Source organism: Rhodococcus sp. NPDC006774, assembly GCF_040636045.1.
GTDB lineage: Bacteria > Actinomycetota > Actinomycetes > Mycobacteriales > Mycobacteriaceae > Rhodococcoides.
The window spans coordinates 297,638-317,553 of the sequence record NZ_JBEYIW010000003.1 but is presented as its reverse complement, the minus strand read 5'-3'; the positions used below and the strand labels follow the sequence as shown (position 1 = coordinate 317,553).

The following is a 19,916-nucleotide window of genomic DNA, read 5'->3' as shown; positions in this document are numbered from 1 at the left end:
GCCCATCAGATAGTCGAGTTGAGCGCTTTGATCGGCATCTGCAGCTCGCCGAGAAGATCGAGATCCTGCTCTGCCGGACGACCGAGCGTCGTCAGGTAGTTGCCGACGATGACGGCATTGATGCCGCCGAGAATTCCTCGCTTGGCACCCAGATCTCCGAGAGTGATCTCGCGGCCACCGGCGAATCTGAGAATCGTGCGCGGCAGAGCGAGACGAAACGCGGCGACGGCGCGCAGAGCATCGGATGCAGGCAGCACATCGAGGTCTCCGAACGGGGTTCCCGGTCTTGGATTGAGGAAGTTCAGGGGCACCTCGTCGGGTTCGAGTGCGGTGAGATCGGCGGCGAACTCGGCACGTTGCTCCAGGGTCTCCCCCATACCGAGAATTCCGCCGCAGCACACCTCCATGCCTGCCTCGCGCACCATCCGCAGTGTGTTCCACCGTTCCTCCCACGTGTGGGTGGTCACCACGTTCGGAAAGTACGAGCGGGAGGTCTCGAGGTTGTGGTTGTAGCGATGTACACCCATCGCCGCGAGCTGATCGACCTGATCCTGATCGAGCATTCCCAACGAGCAGGCGATATCGATCTCGACCTCGTTCCGGATGGCTTCGATACCTGCGGCGACCTGCGCGAGCAGCCGAGCGTCGGGTCCGCGTACCGCGGCGACGATGCAGAATTCCGTCGCTCCGGTCTTCGCGGTCTGCTTCGCGGCTTCGACCAGCGACGGGATATCGAGCCACGCAGCACGAACCGGGGACGCGAAAAGGCCGGATTGCGAACAGAAGTGGCAGTCCTCGGGACACCCGCCGGTCTTGAGGCTGATGATTCCTTCCACCTCGACCTCGGGCCCGCACCACTTCATCCGCACCTCGTGGGCCAACAGCATCGTCTCCTCGAGACGGTCGTCGCCGAGCTCGAGAACCTCGAGAACCTGAGATCGGTCGAGCGCGATGCCGTCGCCGAGCACCTGTGTACGCGCCGTGCGCAAAATGTCCATTCCGGGTCCCCTCGTAGTCGAACGGCATCATCATTGAACACCGTTCAAGTTGAACGGCGTTCACGTTAGGCACCGCGCTCGGCTACTGTCAAAGCGAAGACGCGTCGAACGACTTGGGGGTAGCAGTGCAACTGAACAGGCAGGACGTCCTGGACGGCGCGATCGCCATTCTCGACGAGTACGGCCTGGCAGACCTGACGATGCGGCGTCTGGCGACGTCCCTGCACGTGCAGCCGGGCGCGCTGTACTGGCACTTCCCCAACAAGCAGACGCTGCTCGGTGCCATTGCCGACCACATACTCTCGGGTGCCGATGCACCGTCGACCGAGGATTCGTGGGACGCACAGATCGCACAGATCGCGCACCGGCTGCGCGATGCTCTGCTCTCCCGACGCGACGGTGCGGAATTGGTGGCCGCGACCTACGCGTCGAGGCTGACCACCAACCACATTCGCGAACGTATTGCCGCCGTGTGCATTCGCGCGGGGCTGCCGCGCCGCGACGCGGAACTCACCGCCGACACGTTGTTGTACTACATCCTGGGTCAGACCGTGGACGAGCAGTCACGACTCCAGATGGACTCGCTCGGAGCCCTCACGCCCGACGCGTCGCCGCTCTTCGAGAGTCCCGACCCGACGAGCAGATTCGATTTCGGACTGAAACTCTTCCTCGACGGAGTACGCCACACCGCGGCGGACCGCATCCGCCGCTGATCGATCAGAATTCCGCGAAGACGATGCGCTGACTCCCGTTGTCCAAGGTCATGGTGCCGTTGTCCCGAGACCACAGTGGAGTGGAGGTCAGGAAAGCCGACAGCCACATGTCCTGCTCCATCAACGCCTCCGGGCAGGCCATCCGCGTCGACCCGAGGGAGTCGACGGTGATCCTGCCCTGCGAGGTGTCCACGGTGCCGAACAACCTGTTGCACCCCGCCTCGGCCGAGATTCTGTCGTCGACGAACTCGAGCCTGACCGTCGTTCCGGCGACCGGCGTGTAGGAGTCGGGTGCCTCGATCGACGAGTACGACTTGCCTGCCGGGAATTCGCCGTACGAGTCGGCGCACCCGGAGGCCACCGCACTCGCACCCAACGCGAGAGCGAGAAACGCGCGCCGCGCGTCAGCCACCGAAAATCGGCCCCAGACCGGCCGCACCGGCATTTCCGCGGGACGCGAACGGGTTGTCGTGCACCATGTACGTCCAGGTCGACGTCGGTCGACGCAGGCCGGCTTCGTCCAGATCGATTCCGTCCGAGGTGATTTCGGCCGACTCGAACGTCGCGTGCGAGAGATCCATCGCCTTGGAGGACACCGTCTTGAACGCCTCGACCGCGATACGGTGGTACTCGTCGAGTGGATTCTCTCGGCCCAGTGCGCGCAGGTGGATGCTCTCGCGCACGTCGGCGAGATGCGCGAGGTAGTCCGACCAGGATCGATCGAGGTGGTAGAGAACGATCTGGCGGGCGACCTCGACCAGAGTCTCCTCCGAGACGGTCTCGCGAAGTTCCTTCGAGCGCGTCGGTGCGTGCTGCTCGAGCAACGTCAACGCCTCGTCGGAGTCGAGCAACGTGGCCCGTCGGCGATCCAGGATCTCACGGTGCTGAGCCGTCAGCTGGTTGTAGCGCCACGTGCGCGAATGTATTTCGAGCATCTGCCCCTCGGCGATGCGTTGTGCGTGATCGACACGGTCGGCCGCTGCCGACGAGGTGAACTTTCCGCTGTCGTCGATACCCTTCGGTGCGTCCTTGTCGCCGATGTTGTTCGCGACGACGTCGTCCTCCCAACTGCCGAAGAACAGTGACCGGCCTGGATCACCCTGCCGGCCTGCGCGTCCTCGAAGCTGATTGTCGAGTCGCTCGGTGGTGTGTCGACCGGTGCCGAGAACGAACAGTCCGCCGAGCTCGGCGATACGTTCGCGATCGGCACCGTCGGGACCACCGAGCTTGATGTCGGTTCCGCGCCCGGCGATCTGGGTCGACACCGTCACCGCGCCGTGCACACCCGCCGCGGCGATGACCGCCGCTTCCTCTGCGTCGTTCTTGGCATTGAGCACCACCACCTCCACGCCCGACGCGGTGAGCGTCTCGGCCAGCGCCTCGGACTCGGCGACATCGTGGGTGCCGATGAGAATCGGCTGACCGGTCTCGTGAATGTCCTTCACCTGCAGCGCAATTGCAGCGTTCTTGTGCTCGATCGTGTCGTACACACGGTCGTCTTCGTCGACGCGCACCGTCGGCACATTGGGCGCAATGACCGAGACGCCGAGGCCGTAGAACGTGCGAAGCTGCTCCCCCGCCGCCATGGCCGTACCGGTCATACCGCACACCGTTGCGTACCGATTGATCAACGCCTGCACGGTGATGGTGTCGAGAATTTCACCGGTCTCGGTGGGGGCGAGCCCTTCCTTGATCTCGACCGCGGCCTGCAAACCGTCCGGCCAGCGCTGCAGTTCGGCCACTCGGCCACGCGAGGCGTTGATCAGCTGCACCCGGCCGTCACGGACGATGTAATCGACGTCGCGCTGGACCAGCACCTGGGCGTGCAGTGCCACATTGACCGCCACCAACGTCGTCCCGACGTGATGCTCGGAGTACAGATCGATTCCGCCCAGTTCCTTCTCCATCCGCAGCGCGCCCTCGTCGGTGAGGAACACGTTGCGTCCTTCGGCATCGGTGTCGAAATCGACTCCCTTGTCCAACAACCGGACTGCCTCCATGACCGTCGATGTCGAGACGTCACCGGAGACCGAACCGGCCAACACCAGCGGCACGAGCGCCTCGTCGACCAGCACGGAATCGGCCTCGTCGATCAGGGCAACGTCCGGCACGGGCGCGACCAGATCGTCTCGATCGTTCACCAGATGATCGCGCAGAACATCGAAACCGATCTCGTTGACCGAGGCATAGGTGATGTCGCAGGCATAGGCGGTACGTCGATCCTGTGCCGTCGACGACTCGCCGATGGAACCGACGGTGATGCCGAGGGACTCGAACAGCGGCTGCATCCACTGCGCGTCACGCTGCGCGAGAAAATCGTTGACCGAGATGACGTGCACCGAGCGCCCGGACAGCACGTATCCGACGGCAGCGATGGCACCGGCCAACGTCTTGCCCTCGCCGGTCGCCATCTCCACCACGTCACCGGCGAGCAATCGCACGGCGCCGTGCAACTGCACATCGAAGGGCCGTAGGTTCAGCGCACGCTCGCTCGCCTCGCGCGTCAATGCCAGATACCGCGGAACGTCGAGACGCTCGGCATCGTCGACGCGCAGAGCGGTCGCCTCGGAGGCCAACTCGCTCTCGCTCAGGGCAGCTGCCCACTCCGCGTGCTCCTGGGCTCGGTCGACGCGTCGAAGCGAGGTGCTCTGCGCCTTCTGCGCTGAGCGGCCGAGTACACGCCAGAATCGGTCGGAGCCCAAAGCCATCTGTAATCCCTACCTGAGAAAGAAGAACCGTTCCCACCCACAGTACCGAGTGCGGCCCCGCCCAGCGCTAGGCATCGAGCGGCGTCGTCACCGCGATCCGGCGCGTGCCGTCGTCCAGCGTCACCACCTGATAGGCATTGCGCTCGGTTCCCACCGGCGAGCCGTCGGAGTCGAGGTTCTCCAGAAGAAGATGCCCGACCCAGATACCCGGCACCTCTGCCTCGGTGACGATGTCGCGGGCCCGCACACCCTCGATTCCGCGCGACCGATAGTAGGTCTGCCCCTGCCGAAAGAATTCTCGAGTCTGCTGCGGATCGGCGATCGCCGCACATCCACGTGCCTTGACCGCCAGAGCCGGGTAGTTGTAGATCTCGGCCAGACCGTCGAGATCCCCCGAGGTCAGGTACCCCGTATAACGAGCGAAGAAACTGTCGATCGATTCGGTGTCAGGTGTCATATCGACAACGGTAGGACTCATTCCCGTCAGGGCTATGTCGGGAATCGGGAAGAATTCGAGCGGTGCCGAAGGAGAATGCGCCCCGGTCGCTCGACAGCGTGCTCACCCTGCGCCGTGTCGCGCGTCAGCAGCGGATCATCGAATGGCTGGGGTCGGCGGCTGCGCCGTTGACCTCGCCCGAACTCGCGCAGCGGCTCGGGGTTTCCGTGCGCACCGTCGAACGCGACCTCGCCCGGTTGCGTGAGTCCGGGGTTCCTGTCGATGCGGTGCCGGGTGTGCACGGCGGTTCTCGGCTGGCGAGTGTCGCCTGGCCCCGGCCGGTGCGGTTGACCGCCCCCGAGATAGCAGCACTCATCGCCAGCCTCGCCGCCCTGGGACCCAGCGAAACCGACAGTGCCGCATCGGCAATGAGCGCTCTGATCGAGGCATTGACCACCGAGTGACCGTGAGATCTGGACAAACCGCGGAGTCCGCATTACCGTCTTCCACTAATCAACTAGTGAAAGGGTCTTGATGATCGCGTACCGCATCGATCGTCGGTCCGGCATCCCCACCTATGTCCAGCTGATACTGCAGACCAAACAGGCCCTGCGCCTCGGATCACTCGCCGTCGGCGACAAGCTCCCGACGGCGAAAGACGTGGTCACGGCACTGGCCATCAACCCGAACACCGTGCTCAAGGCCTACCGCGAACTGGAGCGCGAAGGCCTGGTCGAACCACGGACCGGATCGGGAACCTTCGTCGTCGCCTCGCTGGCGAAACCCGGCATGGCCGAGAGGTCGGCGCTCGAGGCCGAACTCGGCCGCTGGATTCGCCACTGCCTCGCAGCAGGACTGGACAGACCGGACCTCGAGGCCATCGTCACCGCAGCACTCGACACACAATTCGACCGACCCGAAGGAAGCGATTCATGACCGACGCGGTTCTCACCATGGACGAGGTGGTCAAGTCGTTCCGACGCAGGGCCGTACTCGACGGCTGCTCGTTCGACATCGAAAAAGGAAGCGTCACAGCACTCGTCGGCTCCAACGGTGCAGGTAAGTCGACTCTGATGTCATTGGCAGTCGGGCTGCTCGCACCGGACGCCGGATCCATCCGAGTGCTCGGTGAGGTCGTGGGCCAACGCGGAATAGCGCCCGGCCTGTCCTATCTGGCCCAGCACAAGCCCCTCTACCCCCACTTCACCGTCGACGACATGCTGCGATTCGGCCGAAACACCAACGTGCACTGGGACGATGCCTACGCCGCCGAGCTCGTCGATGCGGCCGGAATCTCCGTCTCGGCGCGAGTGAAAGCTCTCTCCCCCGGTCACCGCACCCGCGTCGCTCTGGCGCTGGCGCTGGGCCGACGACCGGAGGTACTTCTACTCGACGAGCCGCTCGCAGACCTCGATCCCGTCGCCCGACGTGCTGTGGCCCGAACGCTGATGCGCGACGCAGCAGAGAACGGCACGACGATCGTCCTGTCCTCACACGTTCTGTCCGAACTGGTCGACGTCGCCGATCGACTACTCCTGTTGCGCGACGGGAGAATTCGACTCGACGGCGAACTCGACACCATCACGGCCGAGCACTACCTGCTCGTCGGGAGCACCGATGCCGAACCCACCGTCGACGACGGAACCATCGTCTCCGACGTATCCGGTTCCAGCGCAGCAGTGTTCGTCGTCCACGGCACCCGGCCGGAGACGACGCCACCGGGCTGGAGCGTCGAAGACGCAACCCTGGACGACGTCGTGCTCGCCCACCTCGGAGCGGCGGTAGCGGCATGATCTGGGTAACGTGGAGACAGTTCCGCGCGACGATTCTGTTCGGAGTGCTGACCCCACTGCTGTTGGCGGCCATCACGATTGCCATCACGCTGATCGACGGCGGTGTGGCACCGATTCCCGCGCTGCAGGGCTGCCTCGGGATCGGTGAGGACTACTGCACAGCGGAGACCGCGCAGAGCCTGGCGATTCTTCTCACGATCGCCCTCCCGGTCGTGCTCGGAACTTTCGTCGGGGTCACCGTGTTCTCCCGCGATCTCGAACGTCGAACTCACGTACTCGGTCTGACCCAATCGGTGAGCAGACGACGGTGGTACGGAGTGCGCGTGCTCGTCGTGTTCGTACCGACGATGCTCGCCATGGCACTGCTCGGCTGCGCCCTGTACTGGGCGAAATATCGCACCTCCCCAGGATCGTTCACGTTCATGAGCACCGGCGAATCGCGCTTGGATTTCCCGACATTCGGGGCAACGGGGTTCGTAGCAGGCGCGTACACGGCTGTGGGACTGATGCTCGGCGCAGCATGCGCGCTGGCCATGAGGAACACGATCGCCGCGATGATCACGACCCTCGTCGTGTCCACTGCGTTCCTGGCGCTGCTGCCGACGCAGATCCGCGAGCACTACGCGAACCCCGAAGTCGAGCGACTGACGGTGGAGCAGAAGGTGGGCGACATGTACGGCGGCACCCCTGACTTCTATCTGCCGATGGATTCGATCAGGATCTATCCGCGGTGGAACGTCTCGTCGGACTACGTCGATCGACACGGTGATGCCGTAGCCATCGACCTGCAGCAGTGTGACTGGCCCGACGACTACAGAGACATGAGCGAATTCGAGACGGTCGCAGAATACGAGCAGTACTCCGATCGTCAGCGCGCGAACAACGCCAGAATCGAGATCGACTGCATCCGCGCCCAGGGTGCCGAGGCCTTCGAGACGAAGTACCACGAGGATCGACCGTTCTGGCGATTCCAAGCGATCGAGACAGCCCTGGCCCTGGTGATCGCCGGCCTGCTCGGTGGGCTTTCGCTGCTGCTGGTTCGGCGACTACGCCCGTGACGGCGGGTCCGTCATCAGACGAAGCGGCGAGTGGCCACCGGCCTGATGTGGCGGATCAAAGTTGGGCAACCAATGCAGGCAATCCCGTCGCGGCCGTGGTGCGCCACCGGTGATCGGCCATGTCCGAGACCTCGGTCTCGACCGGGTTGATCTCGACCACCGTCGCTCCGGCGCTGCGCGCGATCGCAGGCAGCCCGGCGAACGGGTACACCACTCCCGACGTGCCGACGACGAGAACGAGGTCGGCAGTGCGCACCGCGTCCTCGGCCGCCTCCCACGCGGCCTCGGGCAGCGATTCGCCGAACCACACCGCTCCCGGCCTGATCAACCCACCGCACAGCGGGCACTCCGGCGGCGGAACCCGCTGATCGGCCTCGGCCGGAGCATCGGCGGCACCGTCGAACTGCGCTCGTGTCCCACAGTCGCTGCAATACGGCTCGAACAGGCTGCCGTGCACGTGCGCGAGAACTGTGGCCCCGGCCCTCTCGTGGAGGTCGTCGACATTCTGGGTGGCGATGTCGACGTGCGCGCGGGCCTGCCATTGAGCCAGTGCCACGTGACCGGCGTTGGGCTCGGAGCGTCGGACCAATTCGGCTCGCCATCGATACCAGCCCCACACCAGGTCACTGTCGGCCAGCCACCCCTCCGGGCTGGCGAGATCCTTGGGGTCGAAGTCCTTCCACAACCCGCTCTGGGCGTCCCGGAATGTGGCGATCCCCGACTCGGCGGACATGCCTGCGCCGGTCAGTACGGTGATCCGCGACGCCTCTCGTGCGGAGTCCACGACAGGCTGCGGAACGGCAACGGGCGACTGATTCTCGGAAGTGGTCACACGGTCATTGTGCCGAGCGGTGTGGCACGTCGCGCTACCGTGGTCGCATGAGCATCGACACCACCGCGCGCACTCGACGACGCTGGCCCCTGTGGTCGGCGGCCTGCGCCGCTGTCGTCGTCGTGGTGGCGGTCGGAATTCTGTGGCTGGCACCGAGCCGGTATCTCCCGTGGGACACCGAAGCGTTCCCCGAGGTGAACGCCGGCGAGCTGACCACCGATCAGGCCCGTGTGGTCGAACTCCTCCGTACCGAGCACGAGCAGCAGCGGCCGGGGACGTTCTACGCCGAGGGTGTCGACGAAGCGTGGTGCGCGGATTTCGTCAGCTGGATCATGAAGGAGGCGGGCCTGCCGTTGTCGAACCCCAATTCGGGTTCGTGGCGGATTCCCGGCGTCTACACCCTGCAGGAGTACTACCAGGAGCAGGGCCGATTCGAAGCGGTCGGTGGCTACACGCCTTCGGTGGGCGATGTGGTGCTCTACGACAACACCAGCTGGGCCGGCCAACACACCAACGTGATCGTCGCGGTGGACGGCGACGAGGCCATCACCGTCGGCGGCAACGAAGCCGGCAAGATCAGGGTGCACACGCTGCACTACGCATCCGATTCCGGGGTCGTCGGATTCGGTCGCCTGCAGAACTGACGGTCGTCACGTCGGAATCGCGGCTGCGTCCCCGTACGAACGCGCACCACCGTCGCGTTTTGCTCGGTAGAGCAACATGTCCGCGCGGTCGAAGCAGTCGTCGACGGACTCCCCCACACGCAGTGTCGTGTAGCCGGCAGAGAATGTCTGTCCGTCGGGCACGACCGCCGACAACTCGGCAAGCACGGCCGACATGGTCGTCGGACCCACATCGGGCATGACGAGAGCGAATTCCTCGCCGCCCCACCTGGCGATGGAGGCTCGACTGCCGAGCAGGTCCTCGGCAGCAGCAGAGAACTGAATCAACAGCCGATCACCGCGTCCGTGACCGTACTTGTCGTTGTACGACTTGAATCGATCGAAGTCGACCATCGCCAGAGCCAGTGCGACACCGGCAGCACGCGGTGTCGTCAACTGATGCAGCCGATCGCGCCATCCACGCCGGTTGAGCAATCCGGTGAGGGCATCGGTGTGCGCGGCCTGGCGGAGGTCGTCCTCGAGGCGCCGACGATCGGTGATGTCGTGCACGACGGCCATCGTCCACCGAATGCCCCTGGGGCTGGGGACCTCACTGGCCGAGATCCATCCCCACCGCACCGTGCCGTCCGGATGCAGGTAGCGCTTCTCGACGTGGACCGATTCCCCACGCGCCTTGGCGTCGTCCATGATCTGTTCCATGGCGGCGTGCTGGGCCAGATCGTCGGGATGGGTGAATTCGCGAGAGGAGCGGCCGGCCAACAGATGACGCGGACAACCGACGATTGCCGCGTACGCCTCGTTCGCGAGAACCAACAGTCCGTTCTCGTCGGCCAGTGCCAAACCGACCGTGCTGGCCTCGAACATCTCCCGATACCAACGATCGGTGTCGACCATCTTCAGCCAGGTCTCTTCCTCGAACAGTGCGAACCACGTCGAATCGCACGGACCACCGAGAATACTCGGTGCGTCGCACAGGGGCTGCCTGTGAGCAGGGCGCTGCCGATCTTGACCTTGACGTAGCGTCACGGTTCACACTGAACACATGAGAATCGGATCCCTGGCCGACGCCGCCGGAACGACACCTCGAACAGTGCGGCACTATCACCGTCTCGGCCTGCTCGGTGAGCCACGCCGTCTGTCCAACGGCTATCGCGAGTACGCGATCGACGACGTGGTTCGACTGATGAGAATCCGTTGGCTTGCCGACTGCGGAATGCCTCTCGGCGCGATAGCTGCCGCCCTCGACCGGTCCGAGGCGGACGAGAGCGACGTGGTCGCCGATCTACGCGCTCTGTTGTCCGGTATCGAATCGCAGCAGAAAGCTCTGGCGCACCGGCACACTCGCTTGTCGGCCCTGCTCGACGACGCCGTCGAGCATCGTCCACTCACCGCGCTGCCGCGCGATGCGGCGGACACACTGGCCGCGTTGATCGATGCCGCTGCCGAGACCGACCGCGAAGCGTTGCTCCGTGAGCGTGACCTGCTCGAGGTGATGGCGATCTCGGGCACCGTCCCCTCGTCGTTCTTCGAGTCGATGACAGCGACGCTGGCCGATCCCGACACCCGGGTGAAGTATCTGGCGCTCCTGCGCAGATTCAGCGCGCTCGAAGGCCGAGGGGTCGACGATGCCGCAGCCGACATCGATTCGCTCGCAGCAGAATTGGCGTCAGTGCTCGATATTCCCGCTCTCGTTTCGGCGGAGCCGGAGGTCTCCACCCACGAGACCGGCCCGCTGAGTATCGACGACATCGTGCCCGATCCCGCTCAGCGCGCAGTGATCATCGAAGCCATCGCACGTCTGCAGACCAGCGAACCCAGCCGCCCCGGTGCTGCTCGATGACGGTCCACACCCCGGTCCGGGTCGGCAGATGGCACGCATTGCTGCTGTGGGGCCGTCGACGGCATGCGCCGATCGGCGCGGATTCGGCAGTGTTCACCGCGGTACGCGGAACTCTTGCGATGCCGGTGATGTTCGGCGTCGTCACCGTCATCGAGATGGTCGTTCTGCATCTGCTGATTCCGGTGCTGTGGATCAGTGCAGTCCTCGCAGCTCTGTCGGTGGCGTCACTGATGGTGCTCACCTCGTCGGTCGCGCTGGCCCGCGTCCATCCTCACGTTCTCTCGCCGACCACGCTCACTCTGCGAACCTCCGGGAAGGTCGTCGCGACGGTGGACCGAGCGACCATCGTCTCCGCCCGAATCCACCGCCGCTACGGCGTCGTGTCGCCGACGCTCGACGGCGGCCGACTCGTCCTACCGAATCAGGACGGCACCACCGTCGACATCGATTTGTCCTGCGCTACAACGGTTGCCGTGCCCGCGCCCCTGCAGCGGTGGAGGGTCGAGGGCAGCGCCCACTCCTTCGGCCTTCAGGTGGACGATCCCGCGGCACTGGTTGCAGCGCTCGATCGGCCCGCCCCCGCGATCGGATTCGCGTCGGCGCGTCGGAGCAGACCGGTCGCGAACAACAACACCATCAAGGCCGCCGCGGTGATGCCGGATCCGGCCCAGATGGGCGAGGTGTAGCCGAGACCGGCCGAGATCGTGACACCGCCGAGCCACGCGCCCAACGCGTTTCCGAGATTGAACGCGGCGATGTTCGCGCCGGACGCCATCGTCGGAGCGTCGGATGCGAACGACATCACCCGCATCTGCAGCCCCGGGACCGTTGCGAAGCCGAACGCACCCATGAGCACGAGAGATGCGATCGTCGCCGGACGACTCTCCGCGGTGAGCGCGAAGAAGACGAGTACGACGGTCAGCGCACCGAGCAGAATCGTCAGCGTGCCGGTGAGGTTGCGGTCTGCCGCCTTGCCGCCGAGATAGTTGCCGACGAACAACCCGCCGCCGAACAGCACGAGGAGCCACGGCACCGAACTCGACGCGAAGCCACTGACGTCGGTGAGCGTGAACGCGATGTACGTGAACGCACCGAACATGCCGCCGTACCCGAGCACCGTGACCACGATGGACAGCCATACCTGCACCGATCGGAACGCGCGCAACTCTCGCCGCAGATTGCTCACCTCACCGCTCCCGGTGTCGCGAGGAACGAGGGCGGCGATGCCGATCGACGCGACGATGCCGATCACCGTGATCGCCCAGAACGTCGAGCGCCAACCGTGGTTCTGACCCAGGAACGTCCCGAACGGAACTCCCAGGACATTGGCGGCGGTGAGGCCGGCGAACATCATGGCGATGGCTCCGGCCTTCTTCGCCGGCTCGACCAGGCTCGCCGCGACGACGGCACCGATGCCGAAGAACGCTCCGTGACACAGCGCTGCGACGACGCGGCCGAACAGCATCATCTCGTAGCTGCTCGACAGTGCGGAAACGAGATTGCCGACGATGAACAGGCACATCAGTGCGAGCAGGACGTTCTTGCGAGGAAACCGTGTCGCGGCTGCGGTGACGAACAGTGCCCCGACGACGACGGACAGCGCGTAGCCGGTGATGAGCCAGCCGGCGGTGGCCTCGGTGACCGCAAAATCGGCCGCGACTTCGGGCAGTAGGCCCATGATGACGAATTCGGTCAAACCGATTCCGAATCCCCCGATGGCGAGGGCGAGCAAGCCGAGTGGCATGTCTGAACTCCTGAATGGAAGATGCGTACGCATTTATCGAGCTATCGCGTTTAGTTGCACGCGCTTGATAAATGCTTGCATACGCCTCATACATGCGCAAGCCGTACGATGCGCAATGCGCCCGAAACCGCCCCCGAACTGGGCCGATTGCGGCAAAGCAGACTCCGAGGAGTACTTCACCTCACGTACACGTATTGTTTGCCCCAGAATCCCGGTCTCATCAAGATCGGGTACCACCGTCCGCGACCCCCGACCGAGTGGTCGATACACAGCCGGGAAGTCACTTCTCCTCCATGCACGTACCCCACAGCAGAGCCGGCACCGATTCGGTCGCCGATACCTCGGCCCCGGTTGTTGCGGCTCAGGGGGATGCAGATTCTCCGCCCAGCGGTACGCATCGGCCACCGCAACGCCGAGATCTCAACGGCCTGCGCGGTGTCGCGATCGCCCTCGTTGTCGTCTTCCACATCTGGATGGGTCGGGTCTCGGGCGGCGTCGATGTATTCCTCACACTGTCCGGCTTCTTCTTCACCGCATCTCTGCTTCGATCGGCCGAGGCCGGGGCAAGCCTGAATCCGTTCACCCGGATCACGCGGGTGCTGCGCAGGCTCGGGCCTCCCCTGCTGATCACATTGCTTGCGGTTGCCGTCGCATCGGTGTTCCTGCTGCCGCGCACTCGTTGGGCCGACCTGGGCGATCAACTGGTCTCCGGTGTCTTCTACTACGTGAACTGGCAGCTGGCGACGACGGCCAACGACTACCTGGCGGCCGACCCCTCGGTGAGCCCACTGCAGCACCTGTGGTCGGTGGCCGTGCAGTTCCAGTTCTATCTACTGGCCATTGCCGTCGTGTTCGGTCTCGCGTGGATACGACGCACCGTGCGTCCCGACGGACCACGAAGCCTTCGACCGCAGACGTTCGCGGCGATATTCGCCGTGATAGCGGTGGTGTCCTTCGTCTACGCAGCAGACGGTGTGCAACGCCATCAGGCGTGGAACTACTACGACACCGGTGCGCGGCTCTGGGAGATCATGCTCGGTGCCGCCGTCGCCGCCGTGTTCGCCACACGAAGCCACGGTCCGGCCGAGACGTCGTCGCGATACCCCCGCTCGTCGTCGACCGTGCGCTCGGTTCTCGCCGTGGTCGGCATGACCGTCATCGTCGGGTGCGGCTTCGTGGTCGACGGAGTGACTGCCTTTCCCGGCCCCCTGGCCCTCGTTCCGGTGTTGGCCACCATCGCGTTGATCGTCGCCGGCTCCGAGACCGCCGTCGCGGCCACGCTCTCCAATCGGTTCTTCGCCTGGGTCGGATCGATCGCGTTTCCGCTGTACCTGTGGCACTGGCCGCTGCTGATCTTCTATCTGTCGGCCACCGGCCGGCCCCACGCCGACGTACTCGGCGGTCTCGGCATCATCGGAGCCTCGGTCGCACTGGCATGGCTCACAGTCCGTCTCGTCGAGCGCCCCACCCAGTCGAGCACGTTCACACCAGGACGCATCGCGGTGACTGCGACCGCGACGATCGCCGCAGTCGCAGTGACGGCCGGCTCGGTCGGATGGAACGTCTACATCGATCGGTCGATCACCGCGGTGCAGGCGGACGGATCGGTCGACGAACTGACTCACCCCGGAGCGCTCGAACTCACCGACGGGATTCGCGTGGAGCCTGCCGACATCAGTCCGCCGCTCTACTCCGCTCCCGAGGATCTCCCCGTCACCACCCTCGAGGGCTGCATCGCGGACTTCGAGACGCGGGACGCGATCTCGTGCACCTACGGCGACGTCGACTCGGACCGAACGATCGTGCTGGCAGGCAGTTCACATGCCGAACACTGGGTGACGGCCCTCGACACACTCGGTCTCCGGCACGGCTTCAAGGTCGTCACGTTTCTCAAGATGGGCTGTCCGTTGAGCACGGACACGATGCCGATGCTCGGCCCCAACGAGTACCCCGACTGCCTGGATTGGACGCAGACCGTGCTCGCCGACGTGGCCGCGATGCAGCCGGACTACGTGTTCACCACCGCCACCCGCCCCCGAGAGGACGTTCCCGGCGACTACACCCCCAACTGGTACGCCTCGGTATGGCAGCAACTGATCGGCGACGGAGTGGGAATACTGGGTGTCAGGGACACCCCGTGGCTCGCGTATCGGGCTATCGACTGCCTCGCCGACGGCGGCACGGCCGCCTCGTGCGGTATCCCGAGGGACGAGGCGTTGGACCCCGTCAACCCGGCCCTTGCCTCCTCGTTCCAGCTGCCCGGGTTCTCTGCTCTCGACCTGTCCGATGCCGTGTGCGACGACACCGTGTGCCGCGTCGAGCAGGGCAACGTTCTGATCTACCGTGACGAACACCATCTCACCGCGACCTACGTGCGAACTCTCACCACCGAGCTGGGCCGACAGATCGGATCGGCCACCGGCTGGTGGGCCGGACCGTGACCGGAGCTGGTCGCGCTCGGTAAGCCCGGGCCCACCCGCCACAGTAGGGTTGATCCATGCTGCACGAAGCCTCCGACGACACGCCTGCCATCGCAGTATGGCCGGGATCCGCTTATCCGCTCGGCGCGACCTACGACGGAGCAGGAACCAATTTCGCACTGTTCTCCGAGGCCGCGGAGGCCGTGGATCTGTGCCTGATCGCCGACGACGGAACCGAGACCCGCATCCGCTTCGAGGAGTCCGACGGCTACGTCTGGCACGCGTATCTGCCCACGGTGGAACCGGGTCAGCGCTACGGCTACCGCGTCCACGGCCCATGGGATCCGGCAGCCGGGCACCGCTGTGACCCGAGCAAGCTGCTCGTCGATCCGTACGGCAAGGCGTTCGAGGGATCGTTCGACGGCGACCGATCGCTGTTCTCGTACAACATGGACGCGCCGGCTCCCGAACCCGAGGCCGAGGTACGGATCGACGAGGAATCCGCGGATTCACTCGACGCCGAGGCCCCGTTCGAGGACGCCACCGATCTCGCCGATCCCGACGACGAGATCATCGAGGACGCTCCCATCGCGCACGACGACGTGCCGAACAACGACTTCCCCCAGCACGATTCGCTCGGACACACGATGACCACCGTCGTGATCAACCCCTTCTTCGACTGGCAGGCCGATCGCGCCCCCAAGCGCCCGTATCACGAGACGGTGATCTACGAGGCCCACGTCAAGGGCATGACGATCAACCATCCCGACATCCCCGAATCCGAGCGCGGCACCTATGCAGGCCTGGCGCATCCGGTGATCATCGACCACCTCAACCACCTCGGTGTCACGGCCATCGAGCTGATGCCGGTGCACCAGTTCATGCAAGATCAGGTTCTGCTGGACAAGGGACTGCGAAACTACTGGGGCTACAACACATTCGGCTTCCTGGCCCCGCACGCCGAGTACTCCTCACACAAGTCCCCCGGTGCCGCGGTCACCGAGTTCAAGGCCATGGTTCGTTCGTTCCACGCCGCCGGCATCGAGGTGATCCTCGACGTGGTCTACAACCACACGGCCGAGGGCAACCACATGGGCCCGACCATCAGCTTCCGCGGCATCGACAACGCCGCGTACTACCGGCTCGTCGACGGCGACCTCGAGCACTACATGGATTACACCGGTACCGGCAACAGCCTCAACGCGCGACACCCGCACACGCTGCAGCTCATCATGGACTCACTGCGCTACTGGGTCACCGAGATGCACGTCGACGGATTCCGCTTCGACCTCGCGTCCACTCTGGCTCGCGAACTGCACGACGTCGACCGCCTGAGCGCGTTCTTCGATCTGGTGCAACAGGATCCGGTCGTCAGCCAGGTGAAGCTGATCGCCGAACCCTGGGACGTCGGCGAAGGCGGCTACCAGGTCGGTAACTTCCCCGGCCTGTGGACGGAATGGAACGGCAAGTACCGCGACACCGTGCGCGACTACTGGCGGGGCGAGCCGGCCACGCTGGGCGAGTTCGCGTCGAGACTGACCGGATCCTCGGATCTGTACGAGGCCACCGGCCGTCGCCCCGGTGCCAGCATCAACTTCGTCATCGCGCACGACGGGTTCACCCTCAACGATCTGGTGTCGTACAACGACAAGCACAACGACGCCAACGGCGAGGACAACAACGACGGCGAGAGCCACAACCGCTCGTGGAACTGCGGCGTCGAGGGCCCGACGGACGATCCGGAGATCCTCGACCTGCGTGCTCGCCAGATCCGCAACATCATGGCGACGTTGCTGCTCAGCCAGGGCACGCCGATGATCGCCCACGGCGACGAGATGGCGCGCACTCAGCAGGGCAACAACAACGTCTACTGCCAGGACTCCGAACTGGCCTGGATGGACTGGTCGTTGGCCGAGAAGAACGCCGAACTGATCGAGTTCACCCGCAACGCCATCGCGCTGCGTGCCGAGCACCCGGTGTTCCGGCGTCGACGGTTCTTCGAGGGCCGTCCCATTCGAACCGGCGAGCAGGCCCGAGACATCGCCTGGCTCACCCCCGCGGGCGAGGAGATGACTCCGGAGGACTGGGACAGCGGATTCGGCAAATCGCTCACCGTGTTCCTCAACGGTGACGGAATCCCGGAACCGAACCAGCGCGGCGAGCGCGTGGTGGACGACTCGTTCCTGTTGTGCTTCAACGCACATCACGAGACCATCGAGTTCGTGACCCCGGACGGAAACTACGCCAAGGAGTGGACGGTGGCGCTGAACACCGCGTCGCGAACCGGGACAAGTGAGAAATCGATCGAAGCGGGTACACCGGTGGAAGTCACCGCTCGTTCCTTGCTCGTTCTACGAAAGACTGCCTGACATATGCCGCTGCCCACCAGTACATACCGGTTACAACTGCGGGGCGATGCCTTCACCCTGGCCGACGCCTCCGACGTGGTCGATTATTTACACGACCTCGGGGTCACCCACCTCTATCTGTCGCCCATCCTCACTGCGACCGAGGGCTCGACCCACGGTTACGACGTCACCGACACCTCGACTGTCTCGGCCGCACTCGGGGGCCGAGAGGCATTGACGCAGTTGCATTCTCGTGCTGCCGAACTGGGCATGGGGATCATCGTCGACATCGTGCCCAACCACGTCGGAGTGGAGGATCCGCGGCAGAACGGATGGTGGTGGGACGTACTGCGGCGTGGTCGCGACTCCGAGTACGCGACGTACTTCGACATCGACTTCGGAGCCGACAACGGCGTCGACGGCAAGATCGCCATCCCCGTCCTGGGTAGCGCGAGCGACGTCGGCGAGCTGACCGTCGACCGCTCCGAGGACCAGCCTCTGCTCGCGTTCTACGAGCACCGCTTCCCTATCGCCGACGGCACGGACAGCGGCGACGCGCAGGCAGTGCACGACCGTCAGTCGTACCGACTGGTGAGCTGGTCCGACGGGCTGATCGGGTACCGACGGTTCTTCTCGGTGAACGGCCTGGCGGGAATCCGGCAGGAAGACCTCGACGTCTTCACCGACTCCCATCGTCAGGTGGCCGGTTGGATCGAGGACGGTCTGATCGACGGACTTCGCGTCGACCATCCCGACGGTCTGGCCGACCCCGCCGGCTACCTCACCGAACTACGCGGACTTCTCGGCCCCGATCGGTGGCTGGTCATCGAGAAGATTCTCGCCGACGGCGAACCGTTGGACGAGTCGCTCCCCGTCGACGGCACGACCGGATACGACGCCCTGGCCGCAGTCGGCGGAGTGTTCGTCGACCCCGAGGGCGTGCACGCGCTCACCGCGTTGTCCCAGGTGCGCTCGGGCATCGCCTACGACAGCGAGACGCTGCACGAGACGGAACTCGACCTCAAGACCGGTGTCGCCCGCGGGGATCTGTCCCCGGAGGTACGACGCCTCGCGCGGGCCGTCGTGCGCGAGTCCGGCACGAGCGTCGATCTCGAGTCCGTCATCGACGCGATCGTCGCAGTCGTCGCGGCCGTTCCCGTGTACAGGACCGACTACGCGCCGCTCGCCCGCGTCCTGCCCGGCGTGATCGCGGAGATCGGCGAGGAGCAGCCCGAACTGGCAGCCGGTCTCGGTGCATTGACGACAGCTCTCATCGGCGGTGCCGAATCGCCGGTGCGATTCGATCAGGTGTGCGGTGCCGTCACCGCCAAGGGCGTCGAGGACTGCTTGTTCTACCGCGCCAACCGGCTCATCTCGCTGCAGGAGGTCGGCGGCGATCCCAGCCGATTCGGTTGCAGCACAGAGTTCTTCCATCTCACCAATGCGGACCGCGCGAAGCGTTGGCCTGCTGCGATGACCACGCTGTCGACTCACGACACCAAGCGAGGCGAGGATGTGCGAGCGCGCATCGGCGTGCTGTCGCAGACTCCCGAACTGTGGGCCCGATGCATCACCGACTGGGAAGAACTGGCCCCGAGCCCCGACGGCACCACTGGAATGTTCCTGTGGCAGAACCTGTTCGGAGTCTGGCCGACGGACGGCGTGGTCACCTCCTCGTTGCGTGAACGCGTCCACGCCTACGCGGAGAAGGCGATCCGCGAGGCAGCCCTTCGCACGACGTGGACCGATCCGGACGAGGAATTCGAGTCCGCGGTACACAGCTGGCTCGACGCGATCTTCGACGGTGCCGTCGCGCGTTCGATGTCGATGCTCGTCGAGAAGCTGGCTCCGCACGGCCATTCCGACGCACTGGGTCAGAAACTGTTGAACCTGGCCGGGCCCGGTATCCCCGATGTGTACCAGGGCACCGAGTTGTGGGAGGACTCGCTCGTCGACCCCGACAACAGACGGCCCGTCGACTACTCGGTCCGTCGATCTATGCTCGCCGCGTCGAACTCCGCTGCGCTCTCGGTCGATACGGGTGCTGCCAAGCTCGCCGTCGTTCGCTCCGCACTGCACGTGCGACGCGAGCGACCCGAGAGTTTCGTCGGCGGAACCTACACCCCCATCGTCGCGAACGGATCCGCGGCCGAGCACCTCGTCGGATTCGCGCGTGGCCCACTGGCCGGCAACGCCGACGTGATCGCACTGGCCACCAGACTCTCACTCGGCGTCTCCGAGCAGGGTTGGGGTGAGACAACCGTGTCCCTGCCCGACGGCCGCTGGCGCGATCGGATCACCGACGTCGAACACACCGGCACCGTGTCGGTGGCCGAGGTGTTCGCCTCACTCCCGGTCGCACTTCTGGTGCGCGACAACGAAGAAGCGGTGACACAGTGATAT

17 protein-coding genes are annotated in these 19,916 nt (G+C 65.1%); 10 read left to right on the top strand and 7 right to left on the bottom strand.

Going from position 1 to position 19,916, the window contains the following annotated elements; translation table 11 throughout:
* Nucleotides 1–5 precede the first annotated feature (5 nt).
* Nucleotides 6–998 carry a biotin synthase BioB gene (bioB, locus tag ABZ677_RS06860; protein ID WP_358367682.1) on the bottom strand — a complete coding sequence of 331 codons (993 nt, stop codon included), beginning with the start codon at nt 996–998 and terminating at the stop codon, nt 6–8.
* Nucleotides 999–1,123: 125 nt separating this feature from the next.
* On the opposite strand from bioB, the gene ABZ677_RS06855 reads away from it, so the two are divergent.
* Nucleotides 1,124–1,711 (top strand): TetR/AcrR family transcriptional regulator C-terminal domain-containing protein, encoded by a 588-nt coding sequence (locus ABZ677_RS06855; RefSeq protein WP_358367680.1) that lies wholly within the window; start codon nt 1,124–1,126, stop codon nt 1,709–1,711.
* Between the two features lie 4 nt (nt 1,712–1,715).
* Here ABZ677_RS06855 and ABZ677_RS06850 read toward each other — a convergent pair whose 3' ends face one another.
* The 3 genes from ABZ677_RS06850 to ABZ677_RS06840 all read right to left on the bottom strand — a co-directional run bounded on the left by ABZ677_RS06850 (nt 1,716) and on the right by ABZ677_RS06840 (nt 4,876).
* Nucleotides 1,716–2,123 carry an META domain-containing protein gene (locus ABZ677_RS06850; protein WP_358367678.1) on the bottom strand — a complete coding sequence of 136 codons (408 nt, stop codon included), beginning with the start codon at nt 2,121–2,123 and terminating at the stop codon, nt 1,716–1,718.
* Nucleotides 2,116–4,419, bottom strand: a complete 2,304-nt coding sequence (secA2, locus tag ABZ677_RS06845) for an accessory Sec system translocase SecA2 (RefSeq protein ID WP_358367676.1) — start codon at nt 4,417–4,419, stop codon at nt 2,116–2,118. Before secA2 ends, ABZ677_RS06850 begins: the two co-directional genes overlap by 8 nt.
* Before the next feature lie 67 nt (nt 4,420–4,486).
* Entirely contained in the window at nt 4,487–4,876 is a 390-nt protein-coding gene (locus tag ABZ677_RS06840) for a hypothetical protein (RefSeq protein ID WP_358367673.1), read from the bottom strand.
* A 62-nt stretch (nt 4,877–4,938) separates the two neighbouring features.
* Between ABZ677_RS06840 and ABZ677_RS06835 the strand changes: the two genes are divergently transcribed.
* The 4 genes from ABZ677_RS06835 (at nt 4,939) to ABZ677_RS06820 (ending at nt 7,706) form a co-directional block, all read left to right on the top strand.
* Nucleotides 4,939–5,319: an HTH domain-containing protein gene (locus ABZ677_RS06835; protein WP_358367671.1), complete on the top strand. Its 381-nt coding sequence runs from the start codon at nt 4,939–4,941 to the stop codon at nt 5,317–5,319.
* 70 nt (nt 5,320–5,389) lie between these two features.
* Nucleotides 5,390–5,791, top strand: coding sequence for a GntR family transcriptional regulator (locus ABZ677_RS06830; RefSeq protein ID WP_358367668.1), 402 nt, complete (start codon nt 5,390–5,392; stop codon nt 5,789–5,791).
* Nucleotides 5,788–6,648 carry an ABC transporter ATP-binding protein gene (locus ABZ677_RS06825; RefSeq protein ID WP_358367666.1) on the top strand — a complete coding sequence of 287 codons (861 nt, stop codon included), beginning with the start codon at nt 5,788–5,790 and terminating at the stop codon, nt 6,646–6,648. Before ABZ677_RS06830 ends, ABZ677_RS06825 begins: the two co-directional genes overlap by 4 nt.
* A complete protein-coding gene (locus ABZ677_RS06820; protein ID WP_358367663.1) occupies nt 6,645–7,706 on the top strand; it encodes an ABC transporter permease in 1,062 nt (353 codons plus the stop codon). Before ABZ677_RS06825 ends, ABZ677_RS06820 begins: the two co-directional genes overlap by 4 nt.
* A gap of 55 nt (nt 7,707–7,761) precedes the next feature.
* On the opposite strand, the gene ABZ677_RS06815 is transcribed toward ABZ677_RS06820, so the two are convergent.
* The gene (locus ABZ677_RS06815; protein ID WP_037192754.1) at nt 7,762–8,538 is read right to left on the bottom strand and encodes an NAD-dependent deacylase; all 777 of its coding nucleotides are present in this window, start codon (nt 8,536–8,538) and stop codon (nt 7,762–7,764) included.
* A 47-nt stretch (nt 8,539–8,585) separates the two neighbouring features.
* Here ABZ677_RS06815 and ABZ677_RS06810 point away from each other — a divergent pair, with 47 nt between their 5' ends.
* Entirely contained in the window at nt 8,586–9,182 is a 597-nt protein-coding gene (locus ABZ677_RS06810) for a CHAP domain-containing protein (RefSeq protein ID WP_358367660.1), read from the top strand.
* Between the two features lie 6 nt (nt 9,183–9,188).
* On the opposite strand, the gene ABZ677_RS06805 is transcribed toward ABZ677_RS06810, so the two are convergent.
* On the bottom strand, nt 9,189–10,055 hold the full coding sequence (locus ABZ677_RS06805; protein ID WP_358367657.1) for a sensor domain-containing diguanylate cyclase: 867 nt from the start codon (nt 10,053–10,055) through the stop codon (nt 9,189–9,191).
* Nucleotides 10,056–10,203: 148 nt separating this feature from the next.
* On the opposite strand from ABZ677_RS06805, the gene ABZ677_RS06800 reads away from it, so the two are divergent.
* Nucleotides 10,204–11,001, top strand: a complete 798-nt coding sequence (locus tag ABZ677_RS06800) for a MerR family transcriptional regulator (RefSeq protein WP_358367654.1) — start codon at nt 10,204–10,206, stop codon at nt 10,999–11,001.
* A 529-nt stretch (nt 11,002–11,530) separates the two neighbouring features.
* Here the strand turns inward: ABZ677_RS06800 and ABZ677_RS06795 are convergent.
* Nucleotides 11,531–12,745, bottom strand: a complete 1,215-nt coding sequence (locus ABZ677_RS06795; RefSeq protein WP_358367651.1) for an MFS transporter — start codon at nt 12,743–12,745, stop codon at nt 11,531–11,533.
* A gap of 293 nt (nt 12,746–13,038) precedes the next feature.
* Between ABZ677_RS06795 and ABZ677_RS06790 the strand changes: the two genes are divergently transcribed.
* The 3 genes from ABZ677_RS06790 to treY are packed head-to-tail and all read left to right on the top strand — an operon-like array spanning nt 13,039 to nt 19,913.
* Entirely contained in the window at nt 13,039–15,186 is a 2,148-nt protein-coding gene (locus ABZ677_RS06790) for an acyltransferase family protein (protein WP_358367648.1), read from the top strand.
* Between the two features lie 56 nt (nt 15,187–15,242).
* Nucleotides 15,243–17,534 carry a glycogen debranching protein GlgX gene (gene glgX / locus ABZ677_RS06785; protein WP_358367645.1) on the top strand — a complete coding sequence of 764 codons (2,292 nt, stop codon included), beginning with the start codon at nt 15,243–15,245 and terminating at the stop codon, nt 17,532–17,534.
* Nucleotides 17,535–17,537: 3 nt separating this feature from the next.
* Nucleotides 17,538–19,913 (top strand): malto-oligosyltrehalose synthase, encoded by a 2,376-nt coding sequence (gene treY, locus ABZ677_RS06780; RefSeq protein ID WP_037192766.1) that lies wholly within the window; start codon nt 17,538–17,540, stop codon nt 19,911–19,913.
* The last annotated feature ends 3 nt before the right edge of the window (nt 19,914–19,916 follow it).

Bases quoted from the DNA above. Each gene is read 5' to 3' on its own strand.
- bioB (WP_358367682.1), bottom strand. From the start codon at position 998: ATGGACATTTTGCGCACGGCGCGTACACAGGTGCTCGGCGACGGCATC.
- secA2 (WP_358367676.1), bottom strand. From the start codon at position 4,419: ATGGCTTTGGGCTCCGACCGATTCTGGCGTGTACTCGGCCGCTCAGCG.
- ABZ677_RS06840 (WP_358367673.1), bottom strand. From the start codon at position 4,876: ATGACACCTGACACCGAATCGATCGACAGTTTCTTCGCTCGTTATACG.
- ABZ677_RS06830 (WP_358367668.1), top strand. From the start codon at position 5,390: ATGATCGCGTACCGCATCGATCGTCGGTCCGGCATCCCCACCTATGTC.
- ABZ677_RS06825 (WP_358367666.1), top strand. From the start codon at position 5,788: ATGACCGACGCGGTTCTCACCATGGACGAGGTGGTCAAGTCGTTCCGA.
- ABZ677_RS06820 (WP_358367663.1), top strand. From the start codon at position 6,645: ATGATCTGGGTAACGTGGAGACAGTTCCGCGCGACGATTCTGTTCGGA.
- ABZ677_RS06810 (WP_358367660.1), top strand. From the start codon at position 8,586: ATGAGCATCGACACCACCGCGCGCACTCGACGACGCTGGCCCCTGTGG.
- ABZ677_RS06805 (WP_358367657.1), bottom strand. From the start codon at position 10,055: ATGGTCGACACCGATCGTTGGTATCGGGAGATGTTCGAGGCCAGCACG.
- ABZ677_RS06800 (WP_358367654.1), top strand. From the start codon at position 10,204: ATGAGAATCGGATCCCTGGCCGACGCCGCCGGAACGACACCTCGAACA.
- ABZ677_RS06795 (WP_358367651.1), bottom strand. From the start codon at position 12,745: ATGCCACTCGGCTTGCTCGCCCTCGCCATCGGGGGATTCGGAATCGGT.
- ABZ677_RS06790 (WP_358367648.1), top strand. From the start codon at position 13,039: ATGCACGTACCCCACAGCAGAGCCGGCACCGATTCGGTCGCCGATACC.
- glgX (WP_358367645.1), top strand. From the start codon at position 15,243: ATGCTGCACGAAGCCTCCGACGACACGCCTGCCATCGCAGTATGGCCG.
- treY (WP_037192766.1), top strand. From the start codon at position 17,538: ATGCCGCTGCCCACCAGTACATACCGGTTACAACTGCGGGGCGATGCC.